General features: G+C 67.2%; 22 protein-coding genes and 1 pseudogene. 11 read left to right on the top strand and 12 right to left on the bottom strand.

The window, feature by feature from the left end; all coding sequences use genetic code 11:
* Positions 1-128: 128 nt before the first annotated feature.
* From nrdE to nrdH, 3 genes are read right to left on the bottom strand one after another with little or no spacing between them, the layout of a single operon-like run.
* Entirely contained in the window at positions 129-2,270 is a 2,142-nt protein-coding gene (gene nrdE, locus ID132_RS10465; RefSeq protein ID WP_328744230.1) for a class 1b ribonucleoside-diphosphate reductase subunit alpha, read from the bottom strand.
* Entirely contained in the window at positions 2,267-2,686 is a 420-nt protein-coding gene (nrdI, locus tag ID132_RS10460; protein ID WP_193128556.1) for a class Ib ribonucleoside-diphosphate reductase assembly flavoprotein NrdI, read from the bottom strand. The genes nrdE and nrdI overlap by 4 nt, the downstream gene beginning before the upstream one ends.
* Positions 2,687-2,700: 14 nt before the next feature.
* On the bottom strand, positions 2,701-2,937 hold the full coding sequence (nrdH, locus tag ID132_RS10455) for a glutaredoxin-like protein NrdH (protein WP_125106366.1): 237 nt from the start codon (positions 2,935-2,937) through the stop codon (positions 2,701-2,703).
* 372 nt (positions 2,938-3,309) lie between these two features.
* Between nrdH and ID132_RS10450 the strand changes: the two genes are divergently transcribed.
* The 6 genes from ID132_RS10450 to trxA all read left to right on the top strand — a co-directional run bounded on the left by ID132_RS10450 (position 3,310) and on the right by trxA (position 9,863).
* Positions 3,310-4,869: a Mur ligase family protein gene (locus tag ID132_RS10450; RefSeq protein WP_193128555.1), complete on the top strand. Its 1,560-nt coding sequence runs from the start codon at positions 3,310-3,312 to the stop codon at positions 4,867-4,869.
* Positions 4,870-4,922: 53 nt separating this feature from the next.
* Positions 4,923-6,146, top strand: a complete 1,224-nt coding sequence (locus ID132_RS10445) for an MFS transporter (protein ID WP_193128554.1) — start codon at positions 4,923-4,925, stop codon at positions 6,144-6,146.
* Between the two features lie 44 nt (positions 6,147-6,190).
* Positions 6,191-7,018, top strand: a complete 828-nt coding sequence (locus ID132_RS10440; protein ID WP_328744222.1) for an aldo/keto reductase — start codon at positions 6,191-6,193, stop codon at positions 7,016-7,018.
* 119 nt (positions 7,019-7,137) lie between these two features.
* Positions 7,138-8,340, top strand: a complete 1,203-nt coding sequence (locus ID132_RS10435) for a DUF4349 domain-containing protein (protein ID WP_125106370.1) — start codon at positions 7,138-7,140, stop codon at positions 8,338-8,340.
* Positions 8,341-8,419: 79 nt separating this feature from the next.
* Complete coding sequence (locus ID132_RS13200; protein ID WP_206427673.1) at positions 8,420-9,352, top strand: PRC-barrel domain-containing protein; 933 nt, start codon at positions 8,420-8,422, stop codon at positions 9,350-9,352.
* 100 nt (positions 9,353-9,452) lie between these two features.
* Positions 9,453-9,863, top strand: coding sequence for a thioredoxin (gene trxA, locus ID132_RS10425; protein ID WP_125106371.1), 411 nt, complete (start codon positions 9,453-9,455; stop codon positions 9,861-9,863).
* Positions 9,864-9,944: 81 nt separating this feature from the next.
* Here the strand turns inward: trxA and ID132_RS14940 are convergent, their stop codons facing one another.
* On the bottom strand, positions 9,945-11,084 hold the full coding sequence (locus ID132_RS14940) for a (Fe-S)-binding protein (protein ID WP_328744217.1): 1,140 nt from the start codon (positions 11,082-11,084) through the stop codon (positions 9,945-9,947).
* Entirely contained in the window at positions 11,000-12,760 is a 1,761-nt protein-coding gene (locus tag ID132_RS14935) for an FAD-binding oxidoreductase (protein WP_459562478.1), read from the bottom strand. The genes ID132_RS14940 and ID132_RS14935 overlap by 85 nt, the downstream gene beginning before the upstream one ends.
* 245 nt (positions 12,761-13,005) lie before the next feature.
* On the opposite strand from ID132_RS14935, the gene ID132_RS10415 reads away from it, so the two are divergent.
* Positions 13,006-13,596: a VOC family protein gene (locus tag ID132_RS10415; protein ID WP_125106372.1), complete on the top strand. Its 591-nt coding sequence runs from the start codon at positions 13,006-13,008 to the stop codon at positions 13,594-13,596.
* Positions 13,597-13,623: 27 nt separating this feature from the next.
* Here the strand turns inward: ID132_RS10415 and ID132_RS10410 are convergent, their stop codons facing one another.
* From ID132_RS10410 to ID132_RS10400, 3 genes are all read right to left on the bottom strand, one after another.
* Positions 13,624-13,860 carry a hypothetical protein gene (locus ID132_RS10410; protein WP_125106373.1) on the bottom strand — a complete coding sequence of 79 codons (237 nt, stop codon included), beginning with the start codon at positions 13,858-13,860 and terminating at the stop codon, positions 13,624-13,626.
* A gap of 103 nt (positions 13,861-13,963) precedes the next feature.
* Positions 13,964-15,157, bottom strand: coding sequence for a DNA methyltransferase (locus ID132_RS10405; RefSeq protein ID WP_459562477.1), 1,194 nt, complete (start codon positions 15,155-15,157; stop codon positions 13,964-13,966).
* Between the two features lie 128 nt (positions 15,158-15,285).
* Positions 15,286-17,643 (bottom strand): ATP-binding cassette domain-containing protein, encoded by a 2,358-nt coding sequence (locus ID132_RS10400; RefSeq protein WP_193128552.1) that lies wholly within the window; start codon positions 17,641-17,643, stop codon positions 15,286-15,288.
* Positions 17,644-17,730: 87 nt separating this feature from the next.
* On the opposite strand from ID132_RS10400, the gene thrC reads away from it, so the two are divergent.
* A complete protein-coding gene (gene thrC, locus ID132_RS10395; RefSeq protein ID WP_193128551.1) occupies positions 17,731-19,164 on the top strand; it encodes a threonine synthase in 1,434 nt (477 codons plus the stop codon).
* 56 nt (positions 19,165-19,220) lie between these two features.
* Entirely contained in the window at positions 19,221-19,835 is a 615-nt protein-coding gene (locus tag ID132_RS10390) for a hypothetical protein (protein ID WP_193128550.1), read from the top strand.
* Here ID132_RS10390 and ID132_RS10385 read toward each other — a convergent pair.
* The 4 genes from ID132_RS10385 to ID132_RS10370 form a co-directional block, all read right to left on the bottom strand.
* The gene (locus tag ID132_RS10385; protein ID WP_459562476.1) at positions 19,832-21,025 is read right to left on the bottom strand and encodes an MFS transporter; all 1,194 of its coding nucleotides are present in this window, start codon (positions 21,023-21,025) and stop codon (positions 19,832-19,834) included. The genes ID132_RS10390 and ID132_RS10385 overlap by 4 nt on opposite strands.
* A 115-nt stretch (positions 21,026-21,140) precedes the next feature.
* Complete coding sequence (locus ID132_RS10380; protein ID WP_193128549.1) at positions 21,141-21,866, bottom strand: hypothetical protein; 726 nt, start codon at positions 21,864-21,866, stop codon at positions 21,141-21,143.
* 2 nt (positions 21,867-21,868) lie between these two features.
* On the bottom strand, positions 21,869-22,756 hold the full coding sequence (locus ID132_RS10375; RefSeq protein ID WP_193128548.1) for an ABC transporter ATP-binding protein: 888 nt from the start codon (positions 22,754-22,756) through the stop codon (positions 21,869-21,871).
* Positions 22,753-23,112, bottom strand: a complete 360-nt coding sequence (locus tag ID132_RS10370; protein ID WP_125106380.1) for a GntR family transcriptional regulator — start codon at positions 23,110-23,112, stop codon at positions 22,753-22,755. Before ID132_RS10370 ends, ID132_RS10375 begins: the two co-directional genes overlap by 4 nt.
* Before the next feature lie 240 nt (positions 23,113-23,352).
* Here ID132_RS10370 and ID132_RS10365 point away from each other — a divergent pair.
* A pseudogene (locus tag ID132_RS10365) lies at positions 23,353-23,673 on the top strand (DNA alkylation repair protein); the annotation flags it as partial.
* A gap of 131 nt (positions 23,674-23,804) precedes the next feature.
* Positions 23,805-24,656, top strand: coding sequence for an HpcH/HpaI aldolase/citrate lyase family protein (locus ID132_RS10360; RefSeq protein ID WP_193128547.1), 852 nt, complete (start codon positions 23,805-23,807; stop codon positions 24,654-24,656).
* Positions 24,657-24,723 lie beyond the last annotated feature (67 nt).

The following is a 24,723-nucleotide window of genomic DNA, read 5'->3' as shown; positions in this document are numbered from 1 at the left end:
AAAAACGACCACTCAACCCCCCCTCGGCGGCATCTCGTTGCGGGTCGGCACCGTGTGAGGGCGGAAACGGAGGACGGCCGAGCCCCGAAAGGGGTCCGGCCGTTCTGCGAGTTGGGGTGAGAAGAGGGCTAGAGCATGCAGCTGACGCAGCCCTCGACCTCGGTGCCCTCGAGCGCGAGCTGACGGAGGCGAATGTAGTAGATCGTCTTGATGCCCTTGGTCCACGCGTAGATCTGCGTTTTGTTGATGTCGCGGGTCGTCGCGGTGTCCTTAAAGAAGAGCGTCAACGACATGCCCTGGTCGACGTGCTGCGTCGCCTCGGCATAGGTGTCGATGATCTTCTCGGGGCCGATCTCGTAGGCGTCCTCGAAGTACTCCAGGTTGTCGTTGTCCATGAACGGCGCCGGGTAGTAGACGCGGCCGATCTTGCCTTCCTTGCGGATCTCGATCTTCGAGGCGATCGGGTGGATCGACGAGGTCGAGTTGTTGATGTACGAGATCGAACCGGTCGGCGGCACCGCCTGCAGGTTGCGGTTGTACATGCCGTGCTGCTGGACGAGCGCCTTGAGTTCGCGCCAGTCATCCTGCGTCGGGATGTGGTGCTCGGCGAACAGCTCGCGCACGCGCTCGGTCTTCGGCGCCCACTCTTGTTCGGTGTACTTGTCAAAGAACTCGCCCGACGCGTACTTCGAGTTCTCGAAGCCGCGGAAGCGCACGCCGCGCTCGCGCGCGATCTCCATCGACTCACGGATCGCGTGGTACACGACCGTGTAGAAGTACATGTTCGTGAAGTCGAGACCCTCTTCGGAGCCGTAGTGGATTCGCTCGCGACCGAGGTAGCCGTGCAGGTTCATCTGACCGAGGCCAATCGCGTGCGAGCCGTCGTTGCCCTCGCGGATCGACGGGACCGAGTCGATGCTCGACATGTCGCTCACTGCGGTGAGCGCGCGGATGGCCGTGCCGACCGCCTTGCCGAGGCTGTCCGAGTCCATCGCGAGCGCGATGTTCATCGAGCCGAGGTTGCACGAGATGTCCTCGCCGATGTGGTCGTACGAGAGGTCGTCGTGATAGGTGGACGGCGAGTTGACCTGGAGGATCTCGCTGCAGAGGTTCGACATGTTGATGCGGCCCTCGATGGGGTTCGCACGGTTCACGGTGTCTTCGTACACGATGTACGGGTAACCCGACTCGAACTGAATCTCGGCGAGCGTCTGGAAGAACTGGCGCGCGTCGATCTTGTGCTTGCGGATCTTCGCGTTGTCGACCATCTCGTAGTAGTGCTCGGTGATCGAGATGTCGCCGAAGGGCTTGCCATACTCGCGCTCTACGTCGTAAGGCGAGAAGAGGTACATCGGCTCCTTGCGCTTCGCGAGCTGGAACGTGATGTCGGGAATCACGACACCGAGCGAGAGCGTCTTGATGCGGATCTTCTCGTCGGCATTCTCGCGCTTCGTGTCGAGGAAGCGCATGATGTCGGGGTGGTGCGCGCTGAGGTACACCGCGCCGGCGCCCTGGCGAGCGCCGAGCTGGTTCGCGTAGCTGAAGCTGTCTTCGAGCAGCTTCATGATCGGGATGATGCCGCTCGACTGGTTCTCGATGTGCTTGATTGGGGCGCCAGCCTCGCGCACGTTGCTCAGGCTGAAGGCGACGCCGCCGCCACGCTTCGAGAGCTGCAGCGCCGAGTTGATCGAGCGACCAATCGACTCCATGTTGTCCTCGATGCGCAGGAGGAAGCACGAGACGAACTCGCCGCGCTGCTTCTTCCCGACGTTGAGGAAGGTCGGGGTGGCCGGCTGGAACCGACCCGAGACCATCTCGTCGACGAGGGCGGTCGCGAGCTGCTCGTCGCCCTGCGCGAGGCCGAGCGCCACCATGAGCACGCGGTCCTCGAAGCGCTCGAGGTAGCGCTGGCCGTCGAACGTCTTCAGCGCGTACGACGTGTAGAACTTGAACGCGCCGAGGAACGTCGGGAAGCGGAACTTCGCCTTGTAGGCGCGCTCGCGCAGCTGCCCAATGAACTCGAGCGAGTACTGCTCGATGACGCCGCCCTCGTAGTACTCGTTGTCGACGAGGTAGGTCAGGCGCTCCTCGAGGTCGTGAAAGAACACGGTGTTCTGATTCACGTGCTGGAGGAAGTACTCGCGTGCGGCCTCACGGTCCTTGTCGAACTGAATTCGACCGTCGGCGTCGTAGAGGTTCAGCATCGCGTTGAGCGCGTGATAGTCGATGCCCGAGCTCTGGCCCTTCTTCGGGGCTTCGATCGTGATCACGTCGTCGCGAGCGTCGGTTGCTGTTGCCAAAACTGGTCCAATCCCTTGTTGACGTTCTGCACATCTTCTGGAGTGCCGAAGAGTTCGAAGCGGTAGAGCACGGGTACCTGGCATTTCGCCGCGATGACGTCGGCTGCCAGACCGTATGCCCGACCGAAGTTGGTGTTCCCGGCGCCGATGACGCCGCGCAGCAGTTCCCGATTCTCTCGGAGGTTCAAGAACTTAATGACCTGCTTGGGTACTGCGGTTTTCGGTGTACCCCCGCCGTAAGTGGGAATAATGAGCACATACGGCTCACCGGCGAGGATCGTGGGTTCGTGGGTATAGAGAGGGATGCGCCTGGCCTCGCGCCCCAGCTTGGTCAGAAACCGGTGCGTGTTTCCCGAAGCACTCGAGAAATACACGAGGCCAGACATGCCACCTCCCGAAGTTACGCGCTGCGCAGCTGCGCGAGTTCGGTGATCTTGTCGGGGCGGAAGCCCGACCAGGAGTCGTCCTCGGTCACGACGACCGGTGCCTGCAGGTACCCGAGTGCCTTGACGGCCTCGAGCGCCTTGTCGTCAGCCGAGACGTCGAAGACTTCGTACTCAATGCCCTGGTTGTCGAGGGCACGGTAGGTCGCGGTGCACTGAACGCAGGAGGGCTTGCTGTACACGGAAACGGTCATGCTGCTGCCTAACTAAACGAGATCTGACTGGGGTAAAACTTTGCGATCGTCATGGTGTCGCCGAAGCGGTGGCGCCACTAGATGTTGTGTCCAAGGAATCTAGCACCACTACATCTCGGATTACAAGCGTGTAATTATCCACATGAACATCCACAGGTTCACGGCGTGTCTGCACAGTTTTCGGGGTGTTATCCACACCGCCTCCACAGCTCGATGCACACTGACAAGACAAGTCGACCATGCGCCTCCGACATGCTTTGCCTGGCGCGAACGACCCGGCAAATCTGCGGCCGCTCACCGTGTCCAAGTGCCGTTCCGGACGCCAATCCACTAGCGTTCGTACCGGCCCTCAACCCGTCTTACGGAGCACCCATGAGTTACAACCCCGCACGCCCCGAAGGTCTTCCCGCGACACACCTCGAATCGATCGCCCAGACCGTCGGTGCGACCTTTGCCGACACCACAGCCACCAACGGTGACGTCGAGGTGAACGGTGTTTCGAGCTCGACCAACACTGTCGTCGCAGGCTCGCTCTTCGTCGCACTCCCCGGCGCACGCACGCACGGCGCCAAGTTCTCGGCCAAGGCGGCCGCATCCGGTGCCACCGCAGTGCTCACCGACCCGACCGGCGTCGAGCTCGCGAGCGAGGCGGGCCTGCCCGTGCTCGTGCATCCAGACCCCCGCGCGGTACTCGGCCAGGTCGCCGCGCTCGTCTACGGCACGCACCGTGACTCCCCCGTACTCATCGGTGTAACCGGCACCAATGGCAAGACCACCACCGCCTACCTCGTCGACGCCCTCCTACGCGCGCTCGACGTTCGCAGCGGCCTCTCGGGCACGGTCGAGCGCCGCATCGGCGACACGAGCATCACGACCCGCGACTCTGGTCGCCTCACGACGCCCGAGGCCGACGACCTGCACGCGCTGAACGCCGCCTTCCGCCTCGCCGAGGTTGAAGCTGCCGCGATCGAGGTGTCGGCGCAGGCGATCACGCATCACCGCATCGACGGCCTGTTCTTCTCAAGCGCCATCTTCACGAACTTCGCCCAAGACCACCTCGACGACTACGGCACGATGGACAACTACTTCGCGTCGAAGCTCGCGCTGTTCACCCCCGACCGGGTCGGCCACGCCGTCACGCTCGTTGACGACGAGTGGGGCGCGCGCCTCGCGAACGAGGCGAAGGTGCCGGTCACAACGATCAGCACGGATGCGCAAACCGCGGCCGACTGGCACGTCACGACCCGCGAGGTCGAGCTCGACCGTACGGAATTCACGCTCACCTCGCCCGATGGCCGCTCGCTCACAAGCTGGGTGAACCAGCCCGGCTCGTTCGTCGCGGTCGACCTCGCGCTTGCCGTCGTCGCCCTCGTCGAGGCGGGCTTCGCCTTCGACCGCTTCCTCGAAGCGCTCGACAACGAGCGGGGCCTCGAATTCACGCTGCCCGGCCGCCTCGACCCCGTCAATGCCGGCGGCTCCGGACCCCGCGTCTACGTCGACTACGGCCACACGCCGGCGTCGTTCGCGGCCGTACTGACGACGCTGCGCCAGTTCACGAAGGGTCGCCTGTTCATGGTGTTCGGCGCCGACGGTGACCGCGACCAGACGAAGCGCCCCGACATGGCTCGCTCGGCCGCGATCGCCGACGTCGTCGTGGTCACCGACTACAACCCCCGCTTCGAAGACCCTGCGGCGATCCGCAAGACGCTCGTCGATACGCTCCACACCGAGTTCCCCGACCGCGAGGTCTACGAGATCGGTGACTCGGCCGAGGGCATCGCGAAGGCCGTTTCGCTCGCGAACGAGAACGACATCATCTTCGTCGGCGGCCACGGCCACCGCCAAGACGTCGAGGTGCTGGGAACCCTCGTCCCCTACTCAGTCAAGGACGCCGTGCGCGAGGCACTGCGCGCATCCGGTTGGGACGCCTAAGCCGAACGCATTCCGCGTCACGCACGCCACGAGCCCTCAACTAGGCTCGTGGCGTGCGTCACTATTTTGAGGTGCTGCGGTCGCGGGGAGTTGCCCGACTCCTGTTCTCGCAGCTTGCTGCCCGCTTCCCCACCGGCATGCTCGCGATTGGCCTGCTGATCCACGTCGAGCAGCGCCTCGGCAGCTACACGGCCGCCGGCATCGTGCTCGCCGCGTTCGGCATCGCCGAGGGCATCGCCGGCCCGCTCGGCGGCCGTCTCATGAGTCGATTCAGCATGCGCGGCATCCTCGTGCCGACCATGGTGGTCTGTGCCCTCGCGCTCGGTGCGATCGCACTCGTGCCGATGACCACCTGGCTGACCGCCGCCGTCGCGTTTGTCGCCGGCATCACGGTGCCCCCGGTGTCGTCGGCCGTGCGCACCGTCTACCCCACCCTCGTGCGCGGACCGAAGCTCGTCACGCTCTTCTCGTTCGACGCGACGCTGCAGGAGCTCATCTGGATCCTCGGCCCGCTCGTCACGATCGGCATCGGCGCGATCTGGGACACGAGCATCACGATCCTCATCGCCGCGATCGTGCTGCTCGTCGGCAGCGTCTGGTTCGCGAGCGCGCCCGAAATCGGCATGGTGAAGATTCCGCCCTCACCTCGGCGCATGGGCGCAGTGCTGCGCAACCCCGTCGTCGTCATCATGTGCGTCGTGCTTATGCTCACGCTCAGCATCTGGGGCGCCATCGACGCGTCGATCGTCGCGCACTACGGCCACGACTCCCCCATCACCGGTGTGATCCTCGCGGTCTCGGCGGTCGGCTCGTTTGCCGGCGGCCTGCTCACCGGCAACCTGCCGATGCGCCGTAGCTCGCTCACCTCGCGGGTGTTCCTGGCCGTCGTCGGCACGATGCTCGCGCTCCTCGTTGCCGAAAACCCGTGGCTGCTCGCGATCGGTCTGTTCGTCGCCGGCGCCTCTTGCGCGCCCGTCATTGCAGTGGCGAACGCGAGCGTCAGCGCGAAGGTGCGCTTCAGCGACACTGCCGAGGCCTTCGGATGGCTCGCGACCGCGATCATGTTCGGCTCATCGCTGGCGAGCAGCCTCGCGGGTATTGCGATTGACCACCTCGGCTCGCGCGGCGGCCTCTATGTCGCCTCGGCCCTCGTCACCGCAGCCTTCCTCGTCGCAGTCTCGACGATCCGCTGGCACCCCGACCTGCGTCAGGCAAGCCTCGAACCGAAAGCCGATACTGGAGCAGCACCCATCATCGATCTCCGGCAGGAGATCTAGCCGACCGGATGCGCGGGTCACCGCCGAGGGATATGGTCGAGGGCGTGAGTGAACTTTCGCCTACACGTGAACTGCGCCGCGGCAGTCGCATCCCACTCCTCGGCCTCGGCGTCTACAAGATCAGCAACGAGGATGTGCCCGGCGCGATCGAGTCTGCGGTCGAGATCGGCTACCGCCACTTCGACACGGCCACCCTCTACGCGAATGAAGCGGGCGTCGGAGAGGGCCTTCGCCGCAGCGGCATCGACCGCGACGAAGTGTTCCTCACGACGAAGATGTGGCAAGACAGCCACGGCTACGACGCCACCCTGCGCTCGTTCGACGACTCGCTCGAGGAGCTCGGCGTCGAGGAGGTCAACCTCTACCTGATCCACTGGCCGTCGCCCGCCCAGAACAAGTTCGTCGAGACGTGGGAGGCCCTGCTCCGTCTGCGCGACGAGGGACGCGCGCACGCCATCGGTGTCGCCAACTTCACGCCGACCCACCTGCAGCGTCTCATCGACGAAACCGGGGAGACGCCGGCGGCCAACCAGGTCGAGCTGCACGTGCGCTTCCAACAGCCCGAGCTGCGCGCGTTCCACGACGAGCACGGCATCGTGACCGAGGCATGGTCGCCGCTCGGCCGCGGCATCGACCTCGAGAACCCCACGGTGCAGGTCATCGCACAACAGCACGGATGCACGCCCGCGCAGGCGATCCTCGCGTGGCAGCTCGCGATCGGTAACGTCGTGATCCCGAAGTCGGTGCACCCCGACCGCCAGCGGGAGAACTTCGAGTCGCTGCAGGTGCGCCTCAGCGATGCCGACCTCGCGGCCATCGCCGCGCTCGACACCGGCGAGCGCGCGGGCAAAGACCCGGATCTCTTCGGCTAGGTACGCCGGGCGGAAAGTTCCCGCCCGCAGCGAAAATCCGCCCTGCGTTGCGTGTCGCCAGGGTCACGATCTGACGTGAGGGTGACGATTTCACTCCCCGAAGCGCGGAGACTGAGGGCATGACTCCGACACGACGACGCCTCCTTGCCTCCCTCACGGGTGGGCTCGCTCTTGTGGGCCTGCTCACCGCCTGTGCCGTCGGCCCCGGTGCCTCCTCCAGCGCCGGCGACCAGCAGGTCTCCGATCCACAGCAGGACTACGCGCCGAGCGACGGCGGCGCGCAAGATGAGGCCGCGCCCCAGGAACAGACCGGCGATTCGGGCACCACCGCCGAGCGCGCGGTCATCACCACGACCTCCGCCTATGTCACCGTGACGGATGTGCCCGGCGCCGTCTCGGCGCTGCGTGGCCTCACCGACAAGTACGGCGGCTACATCGAGGCCCGCGACGAGTCGCTCGACTCGAGCCGCCCGAGCTCCAATGTCACGGTGCGCGTGCCGGCCGAAGACCACGACGCCTTCGTCGCCGAGCTGAGCGAGTTCGGCGAGGTGACGAGCCTGCAGTCGAGCGCACAGGACGTCACGATGGAGAAGGTCGACCTCGAGTCGCGCATTTCGGCGCTCGAATCGTCGATCACCTCGCTCGAGGCCATGCTCGAGGCGACCGACAACGTCACCGAGTTGCTCGAGGTCGAGGAGAAGCTCAGCGAGCGTCAGGCCGAGCTGCAGAGTCTCGAGAGTCAACTCGAGGTGCTCGACGACGACGTCGCGATGTCGACCGTGACGGTGAACTTCAGCACCGAGTACACGTCGCCCGACGACGACAACGGCGGCACCTTCCTCGACGGCCTCGCCCAGGGCTGGCACGACTTCGTGTCGTCGCTCGGCCGCTTCGTGCAGGGCCTCGGCTACGCGATTCCCGGCCTCGTGATCTTCGCGCTGATCATCTCGGTGCTCTGGTTCGCGGTCATCCGTCGCCTCATTCGCCGCGCGCGACGCGGCCGAGGCGATGCCCGCCCTGGCCGCGCCAACCCCGGCCCGCAGGGGCCGTCCTGGCCCGCGGGACCGAGCGAGCCCCAACAAGCCGGTCCGCAACAGTCGGCACCTCAGCAGCCAACGCAGCACCCCCAGGCCGAGGGGTCGACGGGCCGCCCGCAGGCGGAAAGTAGCGTATCCGCCCCGACGAACGACGGTGACCGCCCTACCGACGCAGAGACCGGTGCGGCGCCCACTGAAACTGCAGCGCACCGCGACGACGATGCGACCCCGCAGCAACGGCTCGCCGATGGTTTGCCGCCCTTGCCGCCACCCGGTGACCGCTAGCGGGCAGCGTGCGCTCTGCGTGATTGGATAGTCTGCACAGTGCGTGTATTCGCGCGAAGTCCAACCGCAGAGGAAAGCAATGGCTGATTCGAACGACTTTCAGGACGACGCCGTCGATCCGACCAGCGACGACGCAGCGTCGGTGCCCGCCGACGCCGTGAGCCCCTCCGATGACTCCGGCGACGCCTCGATCGAGACACCCGAGGTCGGCGACGACGAGATCTCGGTCGCCCCGAGCGAGGTCGAGAACGCCGCGCCGAGCGAGGAGGAGCTCGCCGCCCGCGAGGCCGAGGCCGCGCTGCTGCTCATCTTCCAGTCGACCGTCTTCGATAAGAACGGGGCGAAGATCGGCCGCGTCGGTCAGGTCTACCTCGACGACCAGACGCAGGAGCCGAACTGGGTCACGGTGAAGACTGGCATGTTTGGCACCAAGGAATATTTCATTCCGCTCGACGAGTCGGAGCAGACTGAGAAGCGCATCACGGTGCCCTACGACAAGGCGAAGGTGCACAGCGCACCGTTCACCGAGATCGACCAGAACCTCTCGCCCGAAGAAGAGGACGAGCTCTACAACTACTACGGAGTGCCCGGCCGCACCACGGCCGAGGGCAGCCTCAACGTCGCCGACCCCGACGACGACGCGCCGAAACAGAAGGCCGAGCCCGAGACCATCGCGCCCCTCGGCGGCGGCGTCTCGAGAGAGGACGAGCCGCTGAGCGCGTCCGACCTCCTCGGCGACACCACGGACTCGGGTGCGGACGCCCCCGCGACCTCGTCGGCGTTTGATGACATCGTTGCGGATGCGCCGAGCGAGTCGGACGCGCAGGACGCGACGCCCGCGAGCGACACCGGCGATGCGTCGCCGTTCGACGCGTTGGCGGCCGACGCCGAAGCCGAGACACCGCAGCGTGGCGACTCGGATGCGCTGAGCTTCGACGCGTTCACCGACGACGGCGACGACGCGGAGAATGGCGACGCCTCGCCGTTCGAGCGCCCCGACCGCGAGAACTGATACCCACGCACACGGCCCGGTGGAATACGACCACCGGGCCGTGTGTTCTCTCAACTATCGATTGGACTCCGCACCGAGGGTGCGGCACGAGGAGGCGTTTATGGCAACCACTGAGCTCAACGAGCAGAACTTCATGGAGACCGTGACTGGCGAGGGCATTCACCTCGTCGATTTCTGGGCCGCCTGGTGCGGTCCGTGCCGCCAGTTCGGCCCCATCTACGAAAAGGTGAGCGAGTCTCACCCCGACATCACCTTCGGCAAGGTCGACACCGAGGCGAACCAGCAGCTCTCGGGTGAACTCGGCATCCGCTCGATCCCGACGCTCATGGCGTTCCGCGACGGCGTGCTCATGTTCAACCAGGCTGGCGCGCTGCCCGCGGCCGCCGTCGAGCAGGTCATCGAGGCCGTTGCCGCCGCCGACATGGACGAGGTGCGGGCCGAGATCGAGAAGCAGCAGTCGGCCGCCGAGGCCGGCGAGGCCGCGCCGCGCACCGACGGTGCGCAAGTCTAAGCAAGCGCACCAGCTCAGCAAACGGGGCGTGGTCGCGAGAGAATTCTCGCGACCACGCCCCGTTCACGTTTGGTCTATGGGCTAGAACCGCTGCGCGAGCAGAGTTGCGAGGTGCACGCCTTCCTTATCGGCAAGCTGCTCCGCCTGCGTGCGGCACGAGAACCCGTCGGCGAGGAAGACCGCGTCGTCGCTCGCCTGGCGCAGCGCCGGCAGCAGCGCGTTCTCGGCCACCGCAACCGAGACGTCGTAGTGGCCCTTCTCGAGACCGAAGTTGCCGGCGAGGCCGCAGCAGCCCGCGAGCTGCGTGAGCTCGGCGCCGAGCGAGGTGAGCAGCTGGCGGTCGGGCGCGAAGCCCATCACCGAGTGCTGGTGGCAGTGTGGCTGCACGACGAGTTCGAGGCCGTCGAGGCGCGGCAGTTCGACCTCGGAGTCGGGCGTCACCGGCGAGCGGCCCATGAGCACCTCCGAGAGCGTGAACGTGTTCTCGGCGATGAGCTTCGCGCGCGGGTCGTCGGGAAACAGCTCGAGCAGGTCGCTGCGCAGCACCGCGGTGCAGCTCGGCTCGACGCCGACGATCGGCACGCCCGAGTCGACAATCGGGGCAAATTCGTCCATGAGCTGAGCGAGACGCTTGCGGGCACCGTCGAGCTGTCCCGTCGAGATCCAGGTGAGGCCGCAACACACGGACCGCGCCGGCGTGACCACCTCGAGGCCGACGTGCTCGAGCACGCGCACGACGTCGTGATCGACGCCGGGTGCGAAGCCGTTCGAGAACGAGTCGGCCCACACGAGCACGCGATCAGTCTTGGTGCGGGCAGCGGTCACCCGCAGGGCGACGCCAGCCTTCTCGGCGCGACGACGGTCGGCCGCAAAGCTGCGGCGGGCGACCTTCGGGATGCGGCGGCGCGAGTCGACGCCGGCGACCGGCAGCAGCAGCTTGCGCAGCCAGTCCTGCCCCATCACGCCGTTGACGACCGGTGCGAACGGCACCATGAGCTTCTCCCACCGTGGCAGCTGCCCGAGCACGTAGTGGTTCATCGGGCGCAGCTTGCCCTTGTACTTGCGGTAGAGCGACTCCGACTTGTAGGCCGCTACGTCAACGCCCGCGGGGCAATCACTCGCACAGGCCTTGCAGCTCAGGCAGAAGTCGAGCGAGTCGGCGAGCTCGTGCGAGCTAAAGCCACCCTTAATGAGGCCGCCGTTCGTGACCTCCTGGAGCACACGAGCCCGGCCGCGGGTCGAGTGCGTTTCGTCCTTCGTCGCCTGANGCTCGGGCACATGAAGCCGCCCGCGGCCGAGTTGTCGGCGCGGCACTTGCCCATACCGACGCAGCGGTGCACGGCGCGGGTGAAGTCACCACCGTCCTCAGCCCACGAGAACCCACCGCGGATGCGCGGGGTCGGCAAGGCCTGCGGGCGCCGCAGGTCGGCGTCGAGCGCCGCGGGCTGCACGAGCACATCGGGGTTCAGCACGTTGCGGGGGTCGAACAGTGCCTTCACCTCGCCAAACGCAGCGATCGCCTCGTCGGAGTACATGAGCGGCAGCAGCTCGCTGCGGGCACGACCGTCGCCGTGCTCACCCGAGATCGAGCCGCCAAAGTCGGCGACGAGGCGTCCGGCGTCGAGCATGAAGCGGCGCATCACGGCACCGTCGCGCTCGAGCGGGATCGACAGGCGCACGTGAATGCAGCCGTCGCCGAAGTGGCCGTATGGCATGCCCTCGATGCCGTGCTGCTCGGTAAGCTTGTCGAACTCGCGCAGGTAGTCACCGAGGCGCTCCGGCGGCACCGCAGCATCCTCAAAGCCGGGCCAGGCCTGCTCCCCCGCCGGCGTGCGGCTCGCGAGGCCCACACCGTCTTCGCGCACGCGCCAGATCGGGCGCGCCTTCGCCGGGTCGGCGATGACGTTCGACGAGATCGCCGCCGAGGCGCGGATGAGCTTGTTCGCGCGGTCGAGCGCGTCGGCCTCGTTCTCGCCGGGCATCTCGATGAGGAGCCAGCCGGCGCCCTCCGGCAGCGCCGAGACTGCCTCGGCGCCGTGGCTGCGCCGCACCGCGTCGACGAGGCGCGCATCCATGCCCTCGATCGCGCCTGGGCGCTGCTCGAGCAGGTTCGGGATGTCGTCGGCGGCCGCGTACATTGACGAGTAGCCGAGCGCGATGGTCACCGGCGCCGACGGCACATCGACGAGGCGCACGGTGGCGCCAAGCGTGACGCCGAGCGTGCCCTCGGAGCCGACGAGGAACTGCGCGAGGTTGTGCCCGCGTTCAGGCAGTAGTGCCTCGAGCGCGTAACCCGACACCTGGCGGCCGAAGCGGCCGAACTCGGTGCGGATCAGCGCGAGGTGACGCGTCGTGAACTCCTGCAGGCCCGGCACGACACTGAGGTCGTCGGCCGCGGTGAAGCGGCGTCCCTGGCCATCGACGACGTCGAGGTCGATGACGTTATCGGCGGTGCGGCCGAAGCGCAGCGAGTGCGAGCCGCAGGCGTTGTTGCCGATCATGCCGCCGACGGTGCAGCGCGTCCAGGTCGAGGGGTCGGGCCCGAAGCGCAGGCCGTGCGGCTTCGCGGCGTCCTGCAGCTGGGCGACGATGACGCCCGGGTCGATGCGCGCGATCTTCTCGACGGGGTCGATCTCGTGAATGCGGTTGAGGTAGCGCGAGGTGTCGACGACGATGCCGGGGCCTATCGCGTTGCCGGCGATGGAGGTGCCCGCGCCGCGCAGGTGCAGCGGCGTGCTCGTGGCGCGCGACACGTCGGCGATCGCGACGAGGTCGTCGGCCGACCGCGGGAAGGTGACGACCTTCGGCACGATGCGGTAGTTCGAGGCGTCGGTCGAATACTCGCCGCGACGCAGCGTCGACGAGTCGACATCGCCCTCAATCGCGTCGCGCAACATGCCCGCCAGTTCACGGGCTTCGTCGTGCTGAGTGCTCGTCAGGGTGTCGCCGACCGTCACGTGGAACCTTTCTTCCGCACCGCCGCCGCGGCCTGGGGACGCCGCGCAGAAAGCGTGTCTTCGATCGTACCGGCTTCCACGCAGCCGACTTTCGGATGCGATTTTTACACTGACGCTGCGGGCGCCGGAGCCCGCGCGCAACCGCTCGTGCGCCACCCGAGCACACCCGACCACCAGGAGCCAGCATGACCACGAACGAGTCCCAGCAAACCCCCGACGACGATGCCCTGAGCGCCGCTCTCGCGCACTCCGATGAAGTCCGTCACGAGCATCACAGCGACGGGCAGCTGGATGCGCCTGCCGCGGGCACGACGAACGCCGACGACACTGCAGCCGAAGCGGCCCCAACCGCCGAACGCCGCGACGCCCCAGCCGAGGAGTGGAGCACGGGCCGCCCCGTCCACTTCGAGATTCACGCCGCCGACCCGAAGCGCGCCGCCGAGTTTTACTCGGCCGCGTTCGGATGGAAACTCGAGGACTGGAGCGAGTACGCCGGCATGCCCTACTTCGGTGCCACGACCGGCGTCGGCAACGGCATCGACGGCGCGATCATGCAGCGCCAGGGTGAGAACCCGCCCACGGGAGGCCCCGTCGCCGGCGCCGTGATCACGATCGGCGTCGCCGACTTCGACGCGGCCGCCAATTCGATCCAGGCGGCAGGCGGCACCGTGGCACTGCCGAAGTACGCGCTGCCGGGCATGGCGTGGCAGGGCTACTTTGTCGACACCGAGAACAACGTCTTCGGCATCCACCAGGCTGACCCGAACGCCGCCTAACCGCGCGGGGCAGCCCGGAGCGGGCGCTTAGGGTTCGTCGCGGTTGCGGCGGTTGCGGAGAAGAATGAGTGCCGTGCCCAGCACGAGCAGAGCAGCAACCACGCCCGCGGCGATCCCGAAGCCGCTCGCGCCGGTGACGGCGAGGGGCATGGCGGCGATCGGCGTGATGTCGGCCGCGTGGGCGACGCTCACGCCGGTAAGAATGAGGACGAGGCTCAGCATTGACGTCAGGACACCGATAACGACGTTCTTGATCTTGTGCATGGCATCTCCTCCCCGAGAAGCCGGCGGCAGCGCCGGGCCCTACCCACAACCCTAGGCGCAATCGGCAGCGAATTGTCGCGCTGACCCGAGATATTGATCAGCGTTACGCCGACGGCGTAGCCACGGTCGTGACCCCCGCGAGGTCGGTCACCTCGAGCGTGATGTCGGCGGGCTCAACGCCGTCAGGAACCGCGAGTTCGGTCGTGAGCCGGCCCCGAGTATCCCGCCACGCGCTCGCGAGGCGCAGGTCGCGATACCGCAGCGCCCAACCACCGACGCCGGCAAGGCCGTCCGCGCCGACGCGCGCCACCGCATCCGTCGGCCCGTTGCGTGCCGCGCGAAACGCCCCGAGCGCCGTGCCTTCGAAGGCCTCGAGGCGCACCGTCGCGCCAGCAAAGTTAGCGCGGATGCTCGCGTCGCCCCAGGATTCGCGGCCGACGAGATACGCGTGGCCGGCCCCGTCGAGCCGCGCCTGCGTCGTCGCGACCGCCTGCGCGTTGCTGTCGACGCTCACCCACGCTCGCCCGAGGCCCGCCGCCGCGAGCGCGGTCGTGCCCGAGCCGCCGAACGCGTCGACAACGAGGTCACTGCCGTCGGTGGTCCATCGCAGCAGCACCTCGAGCAGGCCGAGCGGCTTCTGTGTGGCATAGCCGGTGCGTTCGGCCGAGACGTTGAGCACGGGCCGCACGCTGACCGGATGCACGCCACCCTCACTCACAAGGTTGAAGGCGCCCTCAAGCACGTCGCGCAGCAGCGTGTCGACGTAGTGGCGACCCTCGTCGTCGATCTTGCTGCCGATGAACGGCCGCTCGAGGTATTGCCGCTCGGTGAGCGGACGAATGCGAAACGCGTCGCTGCGGCGGTAGAGCAGCAGATCGTCGTGTTTGCGCGGCACCGAGCGGGTGCGCGACGCACCGCCCGAGCGGTAGCTCCACACGAGGGCGTTGACAAAGTTGTCGGCCCCAAACACCTCGTCGAGCACGACCCGCACCCAGTGCGACGCATGCCAGTCGACGTGCACGCACACCGCGCCGTCGGCNGCGAGCAGCTCGCGCACGAGCACGAGTCGCGCGGCGAACATCCGCAGATAGTTGGGTGTGCCGCCGCCCCAGCGGTCGGAGTACGCGAGGTGTTCAAGCGAGACCGCTTCACCGTCGGTGAGCGAGGTCGTCACCCGCGAGCGATAGTCGGCCTTCGAATCGAATGGCGGGTCAAGGTAAACGAGCGCCGGCCGCCGCTCGCCCGCCTCAGCTTCGACGACGAGTTGTGCGAGCGCGCGCAGATTGTCGCCGGACACGAGTCGGCCGGGCACGGCGTGGGTGTGCGGCACGAGCGGCGCCTCGCCGGCGCGCGCCCGCTCGAGTGCGGCCAGCGCATCCGCCTCGGCCGCTCGCAGGAGGTCGGGCAGCCGACCGAGCACGCCGGTCACGCGCCGACGTAGGCGGCGAGGTGCTGCCCGGTCAGGGTGGAGCGGGCGTCGACGAGCTCGCGCGGCGTGCCCTCGAACACGATTTCGCCGCCCTCGTTGCCGCCGCCGGGGCCGAGGTCGATGATCCAGTCGGCGTGGGTCATGACGGCCTGGTGGTGCTCGATGACGATGACCGACTTACCGCCGTCGACGAGGCGATCGATAAGCCCGAGCAACTGCTCGACGTCGGCGAGGTGCAGGCCGGTGGTCGGCTCATCGAGTACGAAGATCGCGCCCTTCTCTGTCATCTCGTTCGCGAGCTTGAGCCGCTGTCGCTCGCCGCCCGAGAGCGTGGTGAGGGGCTGGCCGAGCGTGATGTAGCCGAGCCCGACATCGACGAGGCGCAGCAGAATCTTGTGCACGGCGGGGATGCGCGCCTCGCCCTCGGCGAAGAACTCCACGGCCGCCGCGGCCGGCAACTCGAGCACCTCGGCGATGTCCTTGCCGCCGAGGGTGTACTGCAGCACCTCACCGTCGAAGCGGTGGCCCTGGCAGACCTCGCAGGTCGTCGTCACGCCCGAGGCGATCGCAAGGTCGGTGTAGATGACGCCCGCGCCCTTGCAGTTCGGGCAGGCGCCGTCAGAGTTCGGCGAAAACAGCGACGGCTTCACGCCGTTCGCCTTCGCGAAGGCCTTGCGGATGCCGTCGAGCATGCCCGTGTAGGTCGCGGGGTTACTGCGGCGCGAGCCGCGGATCGCCGACTGGTCGACGAGGATCACGCGGTCGTCCTTGCCCACCACGTCGCCGAGCNGCGAGCTCTTGCCCGAGCCCGCGACACCCGTGATGGCGGTGAGCACGCCGAGCGGAATATCGACGTCGACGTTGTTCAGGTTGTGCGCGTTCGCGCCGCGCACCTCAATCGCCTCGGTCGCTACCCGCGTCGTCTCCTTGAGCTGGGTGCGGTCGTCGAGGTGCCTGCCGGTGAGGGTGTCGCTACGGCGAAGTTCGTCGACGGTGCCCTCGAACGTGATGTTGCCGCCCGCCGTGCCTGGGCCGGGGCCGATGTCGACGACGTGATCGGCGATCTGGATCGTCTCGGGCTTGTGCTCGACCACGAGCACGGTATTGCCCTTGTCACGCAGCTCGCGCAGCAACTCGTTCATGCGCTCGATGTCGTGCGGGTGCAGGCCAACCGTCGGCTCGTCGAAGACGTAGGTGACGTCGGTGAGCGAGGATCCGAGGTGGCGAATCATCTTCGTGCGCTGGGCCTCGCCACCCGAGAGCGTGCCGGAGGCACGGTCGAGCGAGAGGTAGCCGAGCCCGATGCGCACGAACGACTCGATCAGGTGCAGGAGCGAGCGCAGCAGCGGCGCGGCCTCGGGCGCATCCAGCTCGCGCACCCACGCCGCGAGTTCGGTGAGCTGCATCGCGCAGAGCTCGCCGATGTGTTTGCCCGCGATCTTCGACTGGCGCGCCGGCTGCGCGAGTCGCGTGCCGCCGCACTCGGGGCACGGCTGAAACGCGACCGCGCGGTCGACGAACGCGCGGATGTGCGGCTGCATCGACTCGCGGTCTTTCTGCAGGAACGACTTTTGGATGCTCGGCAGCAGCCCGTTGTACGTGATGTTGATGCCGTTGAACTTGATCTTCGTCGGTTCTTTGTCGAGGAAGTCGTGACGCTCCTGCTCGGTGAAGTCCTTGATTTTCTTGTCGGGGTCGAAGAAACCCGAGTCAATGAACATCTTCACGTTCCAGCCATCCGCCGTGTAACCGGGAATGTTGAACGGCCCCTCGCGCAGCGACTTGTTCTTGTCGAAGAGCTCATCGAGGTCGAGGTCGCTCACCTGGCCCATGCCGTCGCAGCTTGGGCACATGCCGCCGAGCACCTCGAAGCGCCGTACTTCTTTTTTGCCACCCTGCACTGACACGGCGCCCTGGCCGGACGCCGATGCGACGTTGAACGAGTACGCCTGCGGCGAGCCGAGGTTTGGCTCGGCGAGGCGGACATAGAGGATGCGCAGCAGCGCGTTCGCGTCGGTCACGGTGCCGACCGTCGAGCGCGAGTTCGCCCCCATCCGCTCCTGGTCGACGATGATGGCGGTCGTGAGCCCCTCAAGCAGATCGACCTCGGGGCGACCGAGCGACGGCATGAAGCCCTGCACGAACGCGCTGTAGGTCTCGTTGATCATGCGCTGCGACTCGGCGGCGATGGTGTCAAAGACANGCGAGCTCTTGCCCGAGCCCGACACCCCGGTGAACACCGTGAGCCGTCGCTTCGGCAGGTCGACCGACACGTTCTTCAGGTTGTTCTCGCGCGCGCCGTGCACGCGAATGAGGTCGTGCTGGTCGGCGGGATGCGGCTGGGTCGCAGTCATGCGCCCAATCTTGCCACTGCGTGCGAGCCTGCTACCGAGCCCTGGCAGAATAGATACGACTAGTCGTCGAGGCAAAAGAGGACCCCAGTGCAGTTCGTATCCACGCGCGGCGGCATGCAGCCCGCATCCTTCAGCGACATTCTTCTCGAGGGGCTCGCGCCCGACGGCGGTCTCGTCGTTCCTCAGGAGATTCCGCAGGTGTCGAGCGAGCAGCTCGAGTCGTGGCGCGGGCTGAGCTACCCCGAGCTCGCGGCCGAGGTCATCGGCCTGTTCTGGACCGACATTCCGCGCGAGGATCTCGACGCGATCTGCGCGCGGGCCTACGGCGAACAGTTCTCATCGATCGTGCCGATCACGAAGCTCGACGAGCAGCTCTCGCTCGTCGGCCTCTCGGAGGGCCCGACGCTCGCGTTCAAGGACATGGCGATGCAGTTCCTCGGCGAGGCGATCCCCTACGTGCTCGAGCAGCGCGGCGAGGCCCTGAACATCCTCGGTGCGACCTCGGGAGACACCGGCTCGGCTGCCGAGTACGCGTTCCGCTCGAAGCCGAACATCGGCGTCTTCATGCTCTCGCCCCAGGGCCGCATGAGCGAGTTCCAGCGCGCGCAGATGTACTCGCTGCCGGACGAGAACATTCACAACATCGCCGTCGAGGGCGTCTTCGACGACTGCCAAAACCTCGTCAAGGCGCTCAACGGCGACCTCGAGTTCAAGGCCGAGGTCAGCCTCGGCACCGTGAACTCGATCAACCTCGGCCGGGTCGCGGCGCAGGTCGTCTACTACTTCTGGGCCTGGCTGCGAGTCACTGACACCCTCGCCGAGAACGGCGCGGATGCTGCGACGCTCGCTGGCTCGCAGGTCTCGTTCTCGGTGCCGTCGGGCAACTTTGGCAACATCTTCTCGGGGCACCTCGCGAAGCAGATGGGCGTACCCGTCTTCCTGCTCGTGCTCGCGACGAATGAGAACAACGTGCTCGACGAGTTCTTCCGCACCGGCATCTACGCGCCGCGCTCGCGCGCCGAGACCCTCGCGACCTCGAGCCCGTCGATGGACATCTCGAAGGCGTCGAACCTCGAGCGCTTTGTCTACATGCTGCTCGGCAGCGACCCCGACAAGCTTCGCGCCGCGTGGGAGGAGCTCGACGCCACGGGCACGCTCGACCTCTCGGCCGAACAGCCGCGCTTCATGCCCGAATTCGGCATCGTCGGTGGCATGAGCACGCACCTCGACCGCATCGCCGCGATCCGCGCGAGCTACGAGAAGTCGGGCTACATTCTCGACCCGCACACCGCCGACGGCGTCACCGTCGCACGCGGCTTCCACGAACCCGGCGTGCCCATGCTCGTGCTCGAGACCGCGAAGCCGCAGAAGTTTGCCGAAACGGTGCGTGAGGCGATCGACCGAGACCCCGAGGTCTCTGAAGAACTCGCCGACCTGCTGCAGCGGCCACAGCGCACCGTGAGCATGCCTGACGACGCCGAGCAGCTGCGCGCATTCATTCGAGCGCACGCCGTCCGCTAGCTACCCGAGAAAGCGACGACGGCACCCTCCGGAAGCCGCTGCTCGACCGAGGCAAGATGGGTCGTGCCGGCCGGCGCGTGCTCTACGCGCTCGCCATCCTCGCTGGCATCGCCATCGCGGTGCTGCCGAACACCCGCTTCACGAGCTACACGGCGCTCGCGCTGCAGCAGGGACAGCTCTTCCTTGACAACTGGGACTCCGACTACCTCGACTACCTCATTCCGAAGCTCGAGGGCGAACTCGGGCACAACCCCGTCGAGGCGGTCTACATCGGCTCCGCGGTCATCGGCGTGAATGCGCCGATCGGCATCGACACGACCGACTCGGACAGCTGGACGATCCGCAACGGCGGGTTCGAGCACGACGGCCCGTACTCGGGCCTGCCGGAATCGAGTGCCGAGTTCTTGTCGCTCGACGACGTCAACTGGGCGGGCATCGAGCCGTTCGTCAAGCACGCCCTCGACGAGGCGAGGCCAAAAATCGGCGAGGTGAGGGAGGACAACATCTCGGTCTCGGTCGACCGGGCAACCAACAACGATGTTGAGTCCGATCAGTTCGGCAGGCCTGTCGGCGACGTTGAAATCCGCATCGGCCTGACCGGCGACTACTCGGGCGCCAGTTTTGTCTCTGACAGCGCCGCCGAGAAACTCGAGCTGATCTCGGTCCACTAACCAGGGGCGAGTTCCACGGCGCCTAGCCAGCGGCCGGCCGCGCCGTCACCGTAAGCACGGCGAAGGGCACGAGCAGCGCGAGCGCAACGATCGCCANGCACCGAGAAGCTCGTCACCGCCATGAGCGGGCCGGACGCGAAGGCCGCGACCGCGGCGCAGAGGTTCGCGAGCGCATCCGCCCCACCCTGCGCCTGCGCGCGGTGCGCATCCGCCACCACCCCGCTGAACAGCGCCGAGGCCGCGACGTTGACGAACGACCAGCCCACCCCGAGCAGCACCAGCGACACGACGACCCAGCTCGTGTCGCCGGGCCGCAGCGCCCCGACAAGGCATGACGCGGCGAGCCCCACCACCCCGATGCCAATCGTGCCGCGGTGGCCGAGCCAGCCGACGCACCAGCCGACGACGGGCGCGAGCACATACATCCCCGCGACGTGCAGCGAGATGGTGATGCCGATGATGGTGACCGAGTCGCCGAGGTGGGTGAGATGCACCGGCGTCATCGTCATCATCGCGACCATGACCGACTGGGCAACCAGAATCGCGACGAGCGCGTAGCGGGCCGGCGGGTTGCGCCGCATTTCGGCGAACGCCAGGCGAAGGCGCGAGCCGCCGGATGCGGTGGGCCGGGGCGGTGCCGGGGCGAGCGCTTGCAGCGTTCGCAGCGGGTCGGGCCGCAGCAGCAGCCAGACCACGACGCCGGCGGCGGCGAGACAGACAGCGGCGATGAGAAACGCGCCCGCGAACACCGTCAGGCCGAGCTGATCGCCGAGCCACTCCCCCGGCATACCAAGATTGGGGCCGAGCACCGAACCTAGGGTGCCCACCCAGACGACGAGCGCGAGCGATCGAGCTTTGGCGGATGCGGGGGCCAGGTCAGTCGCGGCGAAGCGAGACTGCAGGCCAGCAGCCGTGCCCGCACCGATGCCGAACAGCCCAAGAAAGAGCGGTACGACGAACGAAAACTGTGCCGCCAGGACGAGCAGGCCAGCACCCGCGGCCGCGACGAACCAGCCCAGGGTCAGCGCGGTGCGGCGGCCCGCGCGGGCCGCGAGGTTGCCGAGGGGGAGGCCAAAGAGCGCGGCGCCGAGGGTGGTTGAACTGCGCGCGAGTCCCGCAATGGCCTCGTTCTCGGTCACCTCGTTCGCGAGCAGGATGCCCACCGAGGGCGCGGCGCCGACACCGATCATGCCGATCACCTGCACGGTGACGAGCACCCACATGGTGCGCCGCTGCACCGCGGCCGCGTCGAAGTTCTGCCCCAAGGTCACCCANCCAGGGCGCCAGTAGTGTGAGCCGCACGAGTTAGCGCAGCTGGGTACGCCGCACGAGAACGAGCCAGGCCACGCCGGCGACCACCGCCACGACCCCGAGTGTGGTCATGTAGGCCCACCAGTCGAGGGCGAACAGGCTGCCGAACCACGTCGCGAACTCGAACGACCGCATCGACAGGATCGCGACGGCGAGGCCGACCACCGCCACGGTGATGAAGAAGCTCCAGATGAAGGTCTGGCGCCAGCGGAAGTAGCCCGAGATAAAGGCCGCGCCCACGAGCATCGCGCTCATGGCGATGAGGAAGGTCTGAATCGCCGTCTGCCACAGCGGGCCAAAGCCGACGTACGCGACGTCAAAGAACCGAACCCGCAGTCCGTAGCCGTCCGTTGCGAGCTCGATGCTCTTGCCGATGAGCACGATCGCGGTGAACACGACGGCGTAGCCGAGGAACACGAGCGAGGTGCCGAGCACGTATTCGCGTCGGGTTAGCCCCAGGCCGAGGGCGAGCGGGAAGTACTGCCCCATCGAGATGAAGCCGAGCATGACGATCGGGCCGAGCACGGTGAAGATCGCGCCGTTGAAGCGCATGCCATTGTTCATGCCCTCGACACCCTCGGCGTCGGACACCGAGTGCACAGTGAGGCCGATCGCGATCGCGATAGTGAAGGCGATGGCGATCAGCATGATCACGAGCGGCCAGCCGTACGTCTGCATGCGGTTGACGGTGTGCATCGTGACGACACTCTTGTAGCGCATGGCTACTCCTTTCCTGCCGTGACGGCGCCCGGCGCCGCCGAGGTCGTGAGGTGAACGATGTAGTCCTGCAGCGACACGGGCGCGGTGTCGAGCCCGGCTGCGGATGCCGCAGCGACGATCTCGGCGCGGTCACCGAGCACCGCGGCCGTCGCGAGACTGCCGAGTGTCTGCAGCTGCAGCGTCTCGCGGTCGGCGGCGAAGGCGCGCACGTCGCTGGCCCGCCCCGAGACCTCGGTCGCCGCGCTGCGCAACTCGTCGACCGAGGCGTCGGCGAGCACGCGGCCCTCGTCGAGCAGCACGACGTGCTCGAGCAGCTTCGAGACCTCGTCGATGTGGTGAGTCGAGAGCAACACGGTGCGCGGATGCTCGCCAAAATCGGCGAGGAGCCGGTCGAAGAACAGCCGGCGGGCCACGACGTCGAGGCCGAGGTATGGCTCGTCGAAGATCGTCAACGGCGCCCGCGAGGCGAGGCCGATGATGATGCCGACGGCCGAGAGCTGGCCGCGCGAGAGCTTCGGGATCACCCGTTTCACGGGCAGGCGGAAGTCGTCGACCAGCTGCGCCGCGAAGTCGGCGTCCCACTCGGGGTAAAGCCCCGCGGTGATGTCGAGCAGGTCGCTCGCGCGGAACTGTTCGGGGTATTTCTGGCTCTCTTGGATGAACGAGGTGCGAGAGAGCACGCGCGCCGACTCGACGGGGTTCTCGCCGAACACCCGCACGCTGCCGGAAGTCGCGAATTGTTGCCCCGTCAGGAGCTTCANGGTCTTGCCGGCACCGTTGCGGCCGAGCAGCCCGTAGATTCGGTGCTCGTCGAGGGTGACGGAGACGTCGTCGAGCGCGTGGACGTCGCGGAAATGCTTGCTGACGTTGGTGAGTTCGATGGCGTTCATGAGGTGGTCTCCTCGGTGATCATGGTGGCGATCTCTTCGGGGCGGATGCCGAGCTGCGCAGCTTCTCGCAGCAGCGGCCGGATGTACTGCTCGCGAAAGCCGTCCTGGCGACGGCGCCGGAGTCGGTCGATGGCGCCGGAGGCAACAAACATGCCGATGCCGCGGCGCTTCGTGAGGATGCCTGCGTCGACGAGGCGGTTGAGCCCCTTGCCGGCGGTGGCCGGGTTGATGCGCAAAAACGCGGCGAGTTCGTTGGTCGAGGGAACGGCGCTGTCTTCGGCGTAGGTGCCGTCGAGAATGCCATCTTCGATCTGTTCTGCCACCGCAATGAACAGCGGTTTGGATTCGTCGAGCATGTCACCTCCGGTTGGTCGTGGCGACGGGTTCACTACCGCCGTGGTTCATTACTCAGCCAACTAACCATGTAACTACGGTCGAGTCAACCCCGAGCACTGCTGCCGGCGTCACTAAGCTGGGAATGGCCGCCCCAGGCCCGACCCGAGGAGATCGCCATGACCGAGCACGTGCCCGAGCTGCTCGCCGAATTCGACAGCATCAGCGACCCGAAGATGGCCGCGATCAATGCGAAGCATGGCGACGCGGACGCTATCGTCGCGAGCGCCGGCTGGGCGCTCACGAGCGAGCGCGTCGTGAAGCGCCCGGAGGGCATCGACGAGCCGGCGCTGCTCGACCAGATCGAGCGCGAGATGCGCGACGCTCCCGAGCGCCTGCAGTGGGCGATGAATCAGACCCTTGCCGAGATCGGCATCGCGAACCCCGAGCTGCGCGACCGCGCGATCGACATTGGCGAACGCCTCGAGGTGCTCAAGGACTACCCGACTCCCCCGAACTGCACGTCGCCGTTCGCGCCGATTTGGATCGCCGAGATCGTTCGCCGTAACGAGGCCAAGGCGTAATCGACGCCGCGAACCACTCCGCTTCGCGAAAGGGGCGATGCGGCTTGTGTATCGCTGCGGTCGCATTTCTGCCGTCGCGGCCCCAAGTTGGCTAGGCTTGCGAGTCGGGCCACTCGCACGAAAGGGAATGCATGTCGAACTCGCCGAAGCAGAAACTCGAGGTTCCTCCGGAGATCTCGCGGTCGTGGCTACTTCTCTCTGCCCGCTCGACCGACAAGTTTGACTCGGCCCGCGCATCCCGCACCGACCAGCTCATCCTCGACCTCGAGGACGGCGTCGACCCGAACTACAAGAACGAGGCGCGCGAGGATGTGCTCGAGTGGTTCGCTGGCGGCGGCTCGGCCTGGGTGCGCATCAACCCCCGCAGCACCGAATTCTGGGCGGGCGACGTCGACAACCTTGCCGGCGTGAAGGGCCTGCAAGGCGTCATGCTCGCCAAGACCGAGTACCCCGAAGAAGTCTCGGAGACCTTCGAGCGCCTCGGCGGGAACACCCCCGTGATTCCCCTCATCGAGTCGGCGCTCGGCATCGAGTCGGCCGTCACGATCGCGAAGGCGAAGGGCGTCTTCCGCCTCGCGTTCGGCTCGGGCGACTACCGCCGCGATACGGGTACCGAGGCCTCGGACCTCGCGATGGCGTACCCCCGCTCGCGCCTCACGACGGCGAGCGCGATCGCCGGCCTCACCGGCCCGATCGATGGCCCGACCGTGAGCAAGAGCCACCCGGTGATTCGTGAACAGTGCGAGACCGCCGTGAGCCTCGGGCTGACCGGCAAGCTCTGCCTTGACGTGAACCAGCTGCCCGTCATCAACGAGTGCCTGAGCCCGCCTCCGGCCGACGTCGGCTGGGCGCGCGACTTCATCGCCGAGTTCGACGCGCGTGGGCGCATCGTGCGCGACGGCAGCGATCTGCCCCGCCTCAAGCGCGCTGAGCGCATCGACCACCTCGCCCGCGCGTTCGGCATCGAGCCGGTTCGCTACTAGCCTGCCGCCGAGCAACCGAAAACGGCCCCGGAGCCCACCATCGTGGGCTCCGGGGCCGTTGCCGTGG

It is taken from the genome of Gulosibacter sediminis (genome assembly GCF_014904065.1).
Classification (GTDB): domain Bacteria; phylum Actinomycetota; class Actinomycetes; order Actinomycetales; family Microbacteriaceae; genus Gulosibacter; species Gulosibacter sediminis.
This window is presented reverse-complemented; position numbering and strand designations above follow the sequence as displayed.